Origin of the sequence: Paenibacillus aceris, assembly GCF_017874035.1 — a bacterium.
Taxonomy (GTDB): Bacteria; Bacillota; Bacilli; order Paenibacillales; family NBRC-103111; genus Paenibacillus_E; species Paenibacillus_E aceris.
In genome coordinates this window covers 80,065-93,263 of record NZ_JAGGKV010000019.1, presented here as the reverse complement: position 1 = coordinate 93,263, position 13,199 = coordinate 80,065, and the positions used below count along the sequence as shown (strand labels likewise).

The 13,199-nt window shown below is 40.9% G+C and carries 13 protein-coding genes; 10 read left to right on the top strand and 3 right to left on the bottom strand.

Annotated elements, in window-relative coordinates; all coding sequences use genetic code 11:
* Positions 1-213 precede the first annotated feature (213 nt).
* Entirely contained in the window at positions 214-987 is a 774-nt protein-coding gene (locus tag J2Z65_RS26560; protein ID WP_167052268.1) for an SDR family NAD(P)-dependent oxidoreductase, read from the bottom strand.
* A gap of 312 nt (positions 988-1,299) precedes the next feature.
* Between J2Z65_RS26560 and J2Z65_RS26555 the strand changes: the two genes are divergently transcribed.
* Complete coding sequence (locus tag J2Z65_RS26555) at positions 1,300-1,470, top strand: hypothetical protein (RefSeq protein ID WP_167052266.1); 171 nt, start codon at positions 1,300-1,302, stop codon at positions 1,468-1,470.
* Here the strand turns inward: J2Z65_RS26555 and J2Z65_RS26550 are convergent.
* Complete coding sequence (locus J2Z65_RS26550) at positions 1,463-2,359, bottom strand: LysR family transcriptional regulator (protein ID WP_167052264.1); 897 nt, start codon at positions 2,357-2,359, stop codon at positions 1,463-1,465. The genes J2Z65_RS26555 and J2Z65_RS26550 overlap by 8 nt on opposite strands.
* A 172-nt stretch (positions 2,360-2,531) precedes the next feature.
* Here J2Z65_RS26550 and J2Z65_RS26545 point away from each other — a divergent pair, with 172 nt between their 5' ends.
* Positions 2,532-3,575, top strand: coding sequence for a YeiH family protein (locus J2Z65_RS26545; RefSeq protein WP_167052262.1), 1,044 nt, complete (start codon positions 2,532-2,534; stop codon positions 3,573-3,575).
* A gap of 95 nt (positions 3,576-3,670) precedes the next feature.
* Entirely contained in the window at positions 3,671-4,090 is a 420-nt protein-coding gene (locus J2Z65_RS26540; protein ID WP_167052260.1) for a YidH family protein, read from the top strand.
* On the opposite strand, the gene lgt is transcribed toward J2Z65_RS26540, so the two are convergent.
* Positions 4,014-4,808: a prolipoprotein diacylglyceryl transferase gene (gene lgt / locus J2Z65_RS26535; RefSeq protein ID WP_167052257.1), complete on the bottom strand. Its 795-nt coding sequence runs from the start codon at positions 4,806-4,808 to the stop codon at positions 4,014-4,016. The genes J2Z65_RS26540 and lgt overlap by 77 nt on opposite strands.
* Positions 4,809-4,997: 189 nt before the next feature.
* On the opposite strand from lgt, the gene J2Z65_RS36190 reads away from it, so the two are divergent.
* From J2Z65_RS36190 to J2Z65_RS26500, 7 genes are all read left to right on the top strand, one after another.
* The gene (locus tag J2Z65_RS36190; protein ID WP_167052255.1) at positions 4,998-5,309 is read left to right on the top strand and encodes a potassium-transporting ATPase subunit KdpA; all 312 of its coding nucleotides are present in this window, start codon (positions 4,998-5,000) and stop codon (positions 5,307-5,309) included.
* Between the two features lie 101 nt (positions 5,310-5,410).
* On the top strand, positions 5,411-5,692 hold the full coding sequence (locus J2Z65_RS26525) for a hypothetical protein (protein ID WP_167052253.1): 282 nt from the start codon (positions 5,411-5,413) through the stop codon (positions 5,690-5,692).
* A gap of 925 nt (positions 5,693-6,617) precedes the next feature.
* A complete protein-coding gene (sigK, locus tag J2Z65_RS26520) occupies positions 6,618-7,319 on the top strand; it encodes an RNA polymerase sporulation sigma factor SigK (RefSeq protein WP_209856171.1) in 702 nt (233 codons plus the stop codon).
* Between the two features lie 64 nt (positions 7,320-7,383).
* Positions 7,384-8,058, top strand: a complete 675-nt coding sequence (locus J2Z65_RS26515; protein ID WP_167052251.1) for an ABC transporter ATP-binding protein — start codon at positions 7,384-7,386, stop codon at positions 8,056-8,058.
* 577 nt (positions 8,059-8,635) lie between these two features.
* Positions 8,636-11,002, top strand: coding sequence for a helix-turn-helix domain-containing protein (locus J2Z65_RS35955; RefSeq protein ID WP_167052249.1), 2,367 nt, complete (start codon positions 8,636-8,638; stop codon positions 11,000-11,002).
* A 341-nt stretch (positions 11,003-11,343) separates the two neighbouring features.
* Complete coding sequence (locus J2Z65_RS26505) at positions 11,344-12,288, top strand: ABC transporter permease (protein WP_167052247.1); 945 nt, start codon at positions 11,344-11,346, stop codon at positions 12,286-12,288.
* Entirely contained in the window at positions 12,282-13,184 is a 903-nt protein-coding gene (locus J2Z65_RS26500) for a carbohydrate ABC transporter permease (protein WP_167052245.1), read from the top strand. Before J2Z65_RS26505 ends, J2Z65_RS26500 begins: the two co-directional genes overlap by 7 nt.
* Positions 13,185-13,199: the final 15 nt, after the last annotated feature.

The window sequence follows — 13,199 nt, the reverse complement described above, 5'->3', positions numbered from 1 at the left end:
TGATATAGAAAGAAACCAACCAACAAATCTTGTTTAGATATGGAAAGACGACCATAATCCCAAAAAAACTGGGAATTATGGTCGTCTTTTATACTCGTACCACTTAGCTGCTCTGAAAAACAACTAGTTCTTCAGTTTCCTCGATATTAGATAGGCTCGTTTTTTTGTATTATGGATAATCTGCGTTACAGTTAACAGTATCGTCCTAACTTTTTAGTAATAAACGGTATTTCCAATGCCACCAGTTACCGAAATGACATCGCCGCAAATCGATGCCGACAAAGGTGAAGCCAGGAAGGTAACGACATTAGCAATTTCCTCCACTGTAATCAACCGACCGAGCGTATTCATTGCCGCTAACTGGCGTAAAGCATCCTCATCAGTAACCTGTTCTCTAAATGCTTCCGTACTTACAATCCCTGGATAAACTGCATTGACGGTAATTCCGTGCTTCCCTAATTCCATTGATGCGGATTTTGTCAAATGGACAACAGATGCATTACGCGGACCGGAACTAAAATAATTGCCACCTATTCTGGCAGCCAAACCGCTTATATTAATGATACGTCCCCAATTATTTTTTATCATATAAGGTGCTACAGCACGGATACTGCGAAAATAGCCCAAATACTTTTCTTCAAAATCTCTCAGAATAAGTTCATCTTTAATGCTGTTAAAATCCTCTGGCACTTGACCGCCAACACGGGCCCCGCAATTGATTAGAATATCAATACTCCCCATCGCCTTAGCTGAATTTGCAACTAAATTTAGGATAGAGTCAGGATTCGTGGTATCTGCCACAATCGGATAGATATTTCTTTTTGTTTCCTGAGCCAATTCCTCTGCAGCGATGTTTAGCGAGGATTTGTTTCTTGAACAAATCGTACAGTCTACACCTTCCAGAGCCAATTGGCGGGCAATCGCTTTACCAATGCCACGGCTTCCTCCTACAATAAGTGCTTTTTTTCCAAATAACTTTAAGTCCATAGCTGCAACCTCCTGGTTTAAATTAACACGATACTCGACAAAGTCGAAAGTGAGTTTTGTGATTATTAACTCATTTCTTCAATTAATTTTACCTATAAATAAATACTTAACTCAACTTTCGTACCTAATGAAGCAGTCTAATCGCTTGCAACTGTAAGAGTGCGGAAGGAAAAAAATTACCTCTTTTTACAAAAAAAATTCTTCTGGCTTGGTATCATGGAAGTGTCGAGCAACCATGCACCGCAAAGAAAGTTGTTGTAGTAAACACTGATCATGGCATGACATGGCAGCGTGCGCAATGGTTAGATTCGTATGAGCCTTATTCATGGACGACATTTGTATCTAAAATGGACGGCAACGAATTCCGGAACTGACGTCTGTGTGCCTGTTACGGACATTGCAGGAAATGTTCAGCCGGAAACGGCCGATTGGAACAAAAAAGGCTATGGTTATAACGACATTCAAAAATACGAGTTTATGTAGAATAAAGCGGTGTCCGCTCTAACAGTTTTTGTATGAACATATTGATTGCCATTGACGAAGAAAAATCTTTATTTTGAATAATCCAGAAATCGCGTTCTGTTAACTTGGGGCTGAGAGGGATAGCCGTAATCTCTCCAGCTTCTAACTCTTTCCGAACAATCCAGCGTGACAGAATGGAGATTCCCAAGCCAGCAGAAACGGCTTCTTTAACTCCTTGACTACTGGTAAATACATATGACTGTTTAATTCGCAAACTATTTGTTTGGATAAAATTATCGCTATAAGACCGAGTACCGGAACCATGTTCCCTGAGAACCCAGGTGTAATCATGGAGCATATCCGGCTTCACGGTCTTTTTTACACATAATGGATGATTGCGAGAAGTAATGAGGAGCATTTCATCTTTCATATAAGTTGTAATTTGAATCCCGTTATGTGACACTTCTCCCTCGACTAAACCAAGATCAAGTTTGTTGGCTTTTAGCGCTAACGCAATCTCCTCTGTATTTGCAATGGTCAAAGACATTTCTACCTCTGGGAATTGATTTGCAAAATCCGCAAGCAGCCGCGGCAAGATATATTCACCAATTGTAAAACTAGCTCCAATTTGAATAGATCCTGTTACCTTCTGATTCAATAAATGAATGTTTTGTTTTCCTTGTTCGTAAAGGGAAAGAATTTGCTTAGCTTGCCTGTATAGAATTTCTCCTGCATCGGTAAGAACTACATGCTTTGGCGAACGATGCATGAGTTTGGCATTGAATTCGTTTTCTAGGTTTCGAATTTGTAATGAAACGGCAGGCTGAGACAAGTTTAACAGTTCTCCTGCTCTAGAGAAGTTATTTTGCTCTGCTACAGTAACAAAAACACGAAGTGCATCAACAATCATTTCCAATACCTCCTAGAACAACATTTTATATATATTTGGGAAGGGCTACAATCTAATCATAAGTTTTTCTCATGATAAAGATAGATTATTGGTATTTAACTTATTATTCAAACGGCCTTATAGTGAAGAATATAAGGACAACGAAGTATAACTGAAGGAGAGGGTGAGGATTATGGTGGAAAATTTATATACCTTACCGAACAAGCAAAATAGGGAATTCGGCGTAGTAAAAGGAATTAGCTTAACATTCGCTCTTGCAATCGCTGCAAAGTACTTAGCGGTCTTTCCGTTTCTCAGTATTATGGGCCAGCTTGTGATTGCGATATTGCTCGGTATGATATGGAGAGGCATTATTGGGGTCCCTCAGCATGCAGTGAAAGGTGTTTCTTTCTCAAGTAAAACACTTTTACGATATGGCATTATCTTGTTGGGGATGAGATTGAACTTGATTGATATCGTTCATGCTGGTCCTAAAGTCTTGGCCATTGCGATCATTAATATTGTTTTTACGATTTGTGCTGTTTATGGCATAGCAAAGTTGTTTAAGGTAGAAAACCGCTTAGGCATTTTGACGGCCTGTGGCACCGCTATTTGCGGGGCTGCTGCAGTAGTAGCGATATCTCCGCAAATTAAGGCGAATGATGATGAGACAGCTATTGGAGCGGCGACTGTCGCTATTTTGGGTACCATTTTCACACTTCTCTACACGATTCTATATCCGGTACTAGGCTTAACAGCAAAAGGTTATGGTATCTTCTCTGGGGCAACCCTTCACGAAATTGCGCATGTCATTGCAGCTGCGGCTCCCGGAGGTAAAGATGCAGTAGATCTGGCTGTTATTGTGAAATTAACACGAGTTGCTCTTTTGGTACCGGTGGCAATCGTTCTCGGTGTCTGGACAAACCGTATCGAGCATAAGAAAAACACCAACATCCAAAAAGCGAACTGGAGATCCATCCCGATTCCATGGTTTATTCTAGGTTTCCTTGTTATGAGTGGTGTAAACACATTAGGTATTATTCCAACTGGTTTTACTAACCAAATCATCGTTGTTGCATATTTACTGATTGCGATGGCTATGGCTGGTCTTGGGCTTAATGTTGATTTGGCCACGTTCCGACGACTGGGATTGATGTCGTTTGCTGCGGGTTTTATAGGGTCCGTATTGCTTTCAATTCTAGGCTATCTCCTGATTGGTCTGTTTGGATTAAAGTAACAACATAATATAATAAGAACTCAAACCAGTTTATTATGATATTAGTTTGAGTCTTTTATCATACTTTGGAGATAGTAAATACGAGGAGGATACAAATGGAGGAAGGGAACACACATGAATCGAAATTTGTCCAACAGCACCTTGCGAATGAGCGAACATTTCTCGCTTGGGTCCGGACAGGAATCGCTACCGTTGGAATTGGTTTTTTGGCTTCGGGAATCGTATTTCGAGCAACCCAATATTCCTATTATATTCATAATATCGCTTCAATCGTAGGAATAAGCTCAGTTATTCTTGGGGTACTTGTTACTGTGTTAGCTACGCTCGATTATTTTTCTAAACGAAAAGGAATAAACAGTGGGAGCTTTCGCTCGTCAAAAATAATTGTTATGTTCATTTTTCTTTCTCTTATCCTTATTGGTTTGATGTTGGTTTTACTTATTGTTCTAATAAATCCTTTGGAGGAGATTGCTTTAAGCGAAGATATAATCCTGCTGCTATACAAATCACAATAATGCTTACTGAAGTCCATTGAGCAGTAGTCCAACCCAACATATATTTAGGTGTATCACCTCTAAGCATTTCTAACAGAAACCGCCCAACATTGTATAAAATGTTCGTTATGAGGAATAAATAGCCACGCGTTAATTTTTTCTGTAAGAGCATCATTACAATAGCGAAAATAATGACGTCCATTTGACCTTCCCAAACTTCTGCTGGATACAAGGGTTGGTTTTCAAATGTTTCTCTTGCATTCGTGCCTTCCGGGTACAAAATTCCCCAGTTGCCCCCTGTAGGGTCCCCGAATGCGTCACCGTTCATCAGGTTGGCGTCTCTACCAATACTTTGTCCGAGGATAAGACCAGGTGCACATAAATCTGCAAGTTCCCAGAATGAAAGCTTATGCTTTTTCACATACCAAATCCCGACAACTACGGCCCCAACAATTCCACCTTGAATCGATAATCCGCCATGCCAAATTGCTATAATTTCTCCTGGGTTCTTGGAGTAATACCCCCAATCAAATAAAAAGACTTGCCAAAACCGAGAACCTATAATAGCACCAATAAACATAGGAACGGCTAGATTTAACAAATGATCTGCAAGCTCATGTTTCTTTTGCAGTTTTGCTAATGTTACTGTAACACCAATTCCTAATATACAAGCTAATACAAATAGGATACTGTACGAACGAATAGGGAATGAACCAATATGACCTAAAAATTGAAGCATTTGAACCTCTCCTTATGGGGGGAAACCGATTGTTTTCAAGCTTTAATTTATAAACCTTATAGATAAATGTAATGGCTTTTCTTGCATTCGTATTAACTAATTCCAGCCTGTCCAGATAACCATAACTTTCTCCAATTGTAATTGTAAAAGAGCATGTGCCTCGTTTAAGTAAATCAAAATGCATTTGCGTTGCTTGAACTGGATATAAGGTCCAAGTACCTCCATCAGGATTGGCCGGGGTGGGGATGGTTTGGCACGAACTCGGCACATCCATTTGAGAATCCGACACCGTTAACGAAACTAATAGTATTGCGTGATTTGGTATCTACCATAAAAGCTGCAGCTTTACTTACGTTACCGGCAGAAGGAAGTATAATGGTTCTCAAAATACAGGAAGGGAGTCCGGAGAATGAGTGGTATTGGTTTGATACGTTACATTATAGCGAACAGGAACATTCTCCTCAAGCATGTGTAAAATCGCGAAGGATGATAATGATTTAAAGCGTTATTTAGAGCGTCCGCAACTCAACCGGCTTCGGAAAGATATTTCTGTTGGACTAATCTCTCATGTATTTGTAACTCATCCGAACAAGGGAATATGAATGCTGAGAAAATTCATTATAGCTACTGAACGAATTCAGGAGTTTATCGAAGACGGTGGTACAGAACTCTCGTTTGATGACAAAAGAAGGATTGTTGAATGGCTCGTAGATGAGGTTCGAGTTCATTATTTGGGGGATGAAGTTCAAATTACAACGATTGGCCACTTAGAGGGCTTGTTAGCTGAACAAACAAATAATAATACAAATGTTGGCATGGTATTGCATAGGAAGTTTAAGTTAAAACGAGCTAATGTCTATAGTCCGAAAAAAATAGTTGAGTAGGGAATGCTCTTTCAAATGAAGTATCTGGAGCTCGTTACGAATATTAAGGAGAATATTCGTGCGTACCAAATGACAACTGACAAAAAACGAATTGAGTGGAAGGAGTCGGAGGTTGTAAGTAAGTTTGTTTCGAGTAAGGAGTATAACTGGGATAAAGAGGCTTTAAGGAGCTGTTTTTTAATCTAGGTATATTAGTAGAATCGTGCTCCATTAGCAGTGAACAATTAAGTAATTACCAACGCAATACCTTGGACTATGAAAGAAAATCGCGAGTAGATAAGTATGTTCGATTTACCCCGAACAAGCAGCTAGAGTCTAAAGAAGATAATGAATGGTGGGCGAGTTTAGACATTCCAAACCTTAATGGTGTGGCGTGAACATCATAAGAAGCTTGAGGCATTATCTTCAGAATGGGATAAAGTCAGAAAGCTTGCAGTTTCTTCTTTGATTCTACATAGAGAGAATAAGGCCAAAATTGATTATGGGACAATCTCTCTATTAGAGAAAAAGCCAGTGTATCTAGTCGAAGATTTTGTAAGACTCTTTGGAGGTAATGAATTGTTGAACGCGGCGGTTGTAGATATCTCAAAAATAGAAGTTCTTGCTGCCAGTGGGTTCATTAATATGACCGAAATTAGAAACTACAGAGAGGTTATAGACGTCAAAATGAAGTTTTATTTGATGGAGATTTCAAAAGAGAAAGTGATGTTCGAGTTCAATGAAAGGAGAATAAAGTTTTTGTCTCATCTCAGTATTATACGGACCTTCTCATGTGATTTAAATAAGTTAAGTCCTGAAGACTTATTCACGTAAGTTATTCAGTACAGGCACTTCTAGGCACAAACCCACATACACTAATACTAATCTTTAAAGCGGAGGCATCCGAAGCAGCTAAGATCCGCACACATCGAAGGGGGTGGCTAGAATGCCTGGGATTTTCAGTGCAATTGCTGTATTAATCAAACAGTTAACTTTACTTGTATCCTATGTCAAAAATAACGCGTTTCCACAACCTTTAACTGAGGAAGAAGAAGAAAAGCATCTTAGACTGATGGCCGAAGGCAATGATCATTCAAGAAATAAACTGATTGAACACAATTTGAGGCTTGTCGCGCATATAGTGAAAAAATTCGATAATACGGGGGAAGATCTCGAGGATTTGATTTCGATCGGGACGATTGGATTAATTAAGGCGATCGAGTCGTTCTCGCCGAATAAGGGCACGAAGCTCGCGACTTTCGCGGCTCGCTGTATCGAAAACGAAATACTGATGCATCTGCGCTCGCTGAAGAAAACGCGCAAGGATGTGTCCTTGCATGATCCCATCGGAACGGACAAAGAGGGGAATGAAATTACTTTGATTGATATCCTCGGTACGGAAGCCGACGATGTCGTAGACAAGGTTCAGCTCAAGATAGAGAAGAGTAAAATATATCGAAATTTAGAGATCTTGGACGATCGCGAGAAGGAGGTTGTCGTCGGACGGTTTGGGCTGGAGCTTGGCGGGGAAGAGCGTACGCAGCGGGAGATTGCGAAGGAGCTGGGGATTTCGCGTTCGTATGTGTCACGGATTGAGAAGCGGGCACTGATGAAGCTGTATCATGAGTTTTATAAAGCGAAGCGGTAAGGTCGGTTAGGTTGATAAGTCGCACACTTCATTTATTTGGGATCAAGTAATGGAGGCGAAGGGAATGACCTTAATCCAGATCGAACATGTGAGTAAGAACTATGAGATGGGCGGGGAAACGATTCAGGCTTTGGATGATATTTCCCTGGAAATCGATCATGGCGAGTTCGTGGCGATTATGGGCCCGTCGGGGTCGGGGAAATCGACGCTGATGAACATCATTGGCTGCTTGGATATTGCGGATCATGGGGATTATGTGCTGGATGGGATGGCAATTAATCAAATGAAGGATGCTCAGTTGGCTGAAATAAGGAATCGGAAGATCGGATTCGTTTTTCAGAGCTTTAATTTGCTGCCACGGCTTAATGCGTATGAGAATGTAGAGCTGCCGCTCATTTACCGAGGGATGAGCAAGAAAGAGCGGGAGCCGCTTGTCATGAAGGCTTTGGAAGCGGTGGATTTAGTGGAACGCAGGCGGCATCTGCCTTCGGAGCTTTCCGGCGGGCAGCAGCAGCGTGTTGCGATTGCCCGGACGTTGGCGGGTGATCCGGCGATTATTCTGGCGGATGAGCCGACAGGTGCGCTGGATTCGAAGACGGGTGTGGAGATTTTGGAGATTTTTAAGAGTTTGAATGAGCAGGGTAGGACGGTCGTTTTGATTACGCATGATCTGGCGATTGCGCAGCAGGCGAAGCGGGTTGTGTATTTTCGGGATGGGCGGCTCTCTAAGGTTGGATAGGTGGAAAAGGACCGGGACTCCGAGGGGGGGGCGGTTTTTGCTTCGGTTGGCGTCGGCTAATTACCATTTCTACGTAGTTGCTCAATCCCATGAATTCATTTGAATCATGTAATCGTGTAATAGAGCTTGCACCACAACCTTGGAATGAACAGTGTAAGAAAGATGGCAATTGAAACCAAAGTTATAATTAATCGTGCGCGCTATAGACATACGTAATCATCCAGAAAATATTCTGATTAGAATATTTTCTGGATTCAATGACATATTTTTCGTTTTTATAAATGAATTATTCGTATTCATAAAAAAATGATTTGCCTCTAACTTGATAGTGAAGACTGCAAGATTCTGCCCTTATTTATTTCACATATTCATGACAGATGTTGGAGATTCATAAGTAAAGTTTGGAATCATGGCGGAGAACTGCTGGCAGTCTACTATATTTTTTATGTAGACTTTTTCGAAGTAAACAGTTTACAATACTTTAAAACAAAACAATTGGCAAACTCTTTATAATGATTGTAGACTACCCCTTCAAACGGAAGCGCTTTCAATAATTTAAAAATGGGGGAATTTGACAGTGGGAAATATAGTCGGTTTTTTCAGAAACCGCAAGTGGAAGAACCGGTTTTATCATTACTTATTCTCTTACATTTTTCTTATTGTGACACTGCTGATATTCGTAGGCGGAGTGGTGTATCAATCGTTTTTTCATACGTTAAGTAATGAAATTGAAACCTCCACTTTTTCGACGATGAGTAAAATTAAAGATGAAATGGATACAAGAATCGGCGAGATGAATCGAATGGCTCTGCAGATCTCTTCCGATTCTTTATTAACGCCTTTTATGGTCTCAGAGGATGCGTATTCATCATATAGAACTGTGGAAGAATTGAAAAAATACCAGTCGACGAACCTGTTTATCCGCGACATCATTCTATATTATTCTTGCCCAACCTGTACTTCGATGTACGCAGCGAGTGGAACTTACGATACAAATAACTTTTTCAACTACATTTATAAATATCAAAATTGGAGTTTTGACCATTTTTCAAGTATATTGCCCTCTATGGTTTCTCCTGTTATGCGGCCATTGGAGCAGGTTAGTATTAACGCAAAGTTGACGAATATATCCACTTATATATACCCTATTTCGAACAATTCAACCAAGCCGCTTGGCGCCGTCTTATTCTTGATTGAGGAACGGACCATAAATCAATTAATTCAAAATGTATTGGGTAATAATCACGGTTTCGTATATATTCTGAACGGCCGCGATATTATCGCGCATCATACAAATAGCGAAAGCGGGGCAGATGAGGCGGATGTCCTTCGTTGGGTCCAAACACAAACGAAAACGGATCCTGTAAGTGAAGTGAAGATTAACCAGAACAACTATACCGTCATTCATGTTAAATCTGATTTTAATGGATGGTCTTACATTACGGTTATGCCGAGTGCGCAAGTGATGAGTAAAGTCGATCAAAGCCGCGAGTTGTTTGCTTGGACAATAGGCGCTGTATTAATTTTGGGCATTTTGATGGCGATATCCTTCTCAGAACGAAATTACAGACCGCTCAGAAAGCTCATATCGGCTATAAGCAACGGTCAACATACGCACTTAACGGTTCTATCGAAAAAATCAAATGAAATCGATCTGATATCCGATTATGTATCGGAAATGAATAAAGAATGTGACGGATTAATGTACAAGCTGCAAAGCCAGGCAAGCATCGTCAAGGAACAATCGTTGCTTAAGCTGGTCAAGGGAAGCGCTAAAAAGAAGGAACAGCTGGATACGACGTCTGCCATTTCCAGCATGCAGCTGGATAAATCGCATTTTGTCGTTTTGTTATTTTTGATCGACAACTATAAGCAATTCATTCAGGAATACCCCAAACCGATGCAAGAAATATTAAAATATAGTTTAATCAAGGTCACAGAAGAATTATCCTTAGAGCTTGGAAAAGGGTTCGGAGTAGAATTATCCGAAGATCGGGGAATCGTCATTTTACTGAACATGGATGAAGAAGCGGCTCAACTGGATCATATTAAAAGTTTAGCCGATAAAGTTAAACAATTATTTAAACATGACTTCCATGTGACGGTGACCGTCGGAATCGGAGGTATTTATACCGATCAATTGATGATTCATCAATCTTTTTTGCAGGCCCGTCAAGCGATGCGGTATCGTTTTATTAGGGGAAGAGACCAGATCATTTGCTACAGCGATTTGCAAAACTCCAATAAACGAGAAAGCTGGTATCCTCTCGAACTGGAAATGCAGCTGCTCAAGGCAATCAAACAGGGGAATGCCGAAGAAGTCCAGAAAATCATCAGGGACACGATGGACAATATCGTAACCAGGCAGATGTCACTTGAGGCTGTGGAATTCATTTGTTTTGGCATTGTGAATACGATGATGAAGGCCTTGAGGGAAATGAACATCGAAACCGATCAAGGCATTGAGCAAATGTTGGAAGATCTTTATATTCCGCGTTTTGAAACCATTGAAGAGTTGGAAACCTTTATTATTGATTTCTGTAGAAACGTTTGCACTCATATTGTAAAAAAGAAAGAAAGTAAAAATTTCATGCTGCTTGAAAACATGAAAGCATATATGGATGATAATTTCCGGGACAGTACGATTGATCTTAACAGAATAGCCGATACTTTTGGCATTTCCGCTTCTTATGCCACCCGATTTTTTAAAGATCATACGGATTGTTCGCTCATGCGTTATATTGATCAACTGAGAATGGATCTTTCCAAAAAATTAATCGGAACGACAGAGATGACGTTAAAGGAAATTATGCTTGAAGCCGGTTATGTCGATGCAGCCAATTTCATCCGAAAGTTTAAAAAAGCCGAAGGCGTTACACCGATGGAGTATAGAAAGATTATTCAAGGTAGCTCTCCAGAGATGAAAGCAGATATTGTGAGTTAAACGGTTTTGTAAGCTATCATATTCATTTGGTATAAAAGGGCTGGAGATATCTGGCCCTTTTTTCGTCATGCCATGAGTTTGTAAATATAAGCTGATGGATGAAAAAATGCTGATAGCAACTTTCGAATAGTTGATTATTATTGAAGCGATGGACGTTGTGTTAGGGACAGAATCCAACTATTTGAGGGGAATTTTCTGATTGAGGGGTTAATTACACGCTATTGTAAAAATTAGCTGATGGAAAAAAAAACTGCTAATGGCTAACATTCCGATCGTTCAGTATTGTAGACACAGGAACGTTCCAAGATTTCAGATACAGAGGGAAGGTGTTTTGCAACGCGATGAAAGATGTATCAGCGAGCATGAGGACAACAACAAAATACCGTAGAGTCTGGAAATCAGCTATTAAAAACTGGCGATTATATGTGATGCTTTCTCCGGTCATTATTTATTTTCTCATTTTCCATTATTGGCCGATGTATGGCGTTCAACTGGCGTTCAAAGATTTCGTTGCGACGAAAGGTATTTTCGGTAGCCCGTGGGTAGGATTCAGACACTTTGAACGTTTCTTTGACAGCTTTTATTTTTGGCGGCTCATCAAAAACACATTAGGCATCGGCTTGTATGAACTTGCCGTGGGGTTTCCGGTGCCCATCCTTCTGGCGCTGATGATCCATGAAGTGCGCCATCATTTCTACAAGCGGTTCATTCAAACAGTCACTTATATGCCGCACTTCTTATCGACTGTCGTTCTGGTCGGTATGATTATGATCTTTTTATCTCCGGACACCGGGATCGTTAATTTGGTCATCAAGCTGTTTGGCGGAAAGCCTATTGACTTTTTAACGGAAGCGGGATGGTATAAAACGATCTTCGTTCTGTCAGGCGTTTGGCAGCAGATGGGATGGAGCTCGATCATTTATTTGGCCGCACTCAGTGGAATCGATCCTCAACTGCACGAAGCGGCCAGAGTTGATGGAGCATCAAGGCTGCAAAGAATATGGCACATTAATATCCCCGGTATTATGCCGACGATCGTGATCTTGCTCATCTTAAAAGCAGGCGCAATTCTGGGAGTAGGCTTCGAAAAGGCCTTTCTGTTGCAAAATAGTTTAAATATGGATAGCTCCGATGTAATCTCCACTTTCGTATATCGAAGCGGAATTATGGAAGCTCAATACAGCTTTGCGACGGCTGTCGATTTGTTTAATGCCGTCATCAACTTGATCTTGCTGGTAACGGTCAATTTCATTGCCAGAAGAGCCGGAGGAGCGAGCTTATGGTAAAAGGCGCGAGTGCACTTACGCGGCAGACGAAGGGTGACCGCATGTTCGACTGGCTGAACTATACCGTTTTAGCCGTCATTCTTCTTATCATCATATACCCGCTACTGTTCGTAATCAGCGCATCGGTCAGCGATCCGCAGCTAGTAAACAGCGGGAAAATGTGGCTTTGGCCGAAAGGCATTACGTTCCTTGGCTATGAAAAAGTTTTTCAGAACAAGGAAATATTAAGTGGGTACCTGAACACCATTTTATACACCGTTCTAGGTACCTCGATCAATCTCTTCATGACGATTTTAGCGGCATTTCCTTTATCGCGAAAAGATTTGGCCGGAAGAAATATCGTCATGGCCCTGTTCGTTTTTACCATGTTCTTCAGCGGCGGGCTTATACCAAGTTATTTGCTGGTAAAAAAGCTTGGCATGTTAAACACGATGTGGGCACTGATCATACCGAACGCGGTATCCATCTGGAATATCATCATTGTGCGCACTTTTTTTCAGCACAGTATTCCTAATGAAATACAGGAAGCCGCGGCAATCGATGGAATTTCCGATTTTCAAATGTTATGGAGAATTATTTTACCGCTGTCTATGCCGATCCTTGCCGTGATGACATTGTTTTACAGCGTTGCACATTGGAATTCGTATTTCAACGCGCTCATCTATTTGACCGATCAAAAGCTGTTCCCGCTTCAATTGGTTTTGAGGGAAATATTAATCCAGAATCAGATGGACCAAATGGCGGGCAGCTCGGAAGCGATGACCCAGCAGATTTTGTACGCTCAAACAATCAAATATGCTGTCGTTATTGTTGCCAATCTCCCGGTTCTCATGCTTTATCCGTTTTTGCAGAAATACTTTACCAAAGGTGTCATGATTGGAGCCATAAAGGGATAAAAAGACCTAATCATA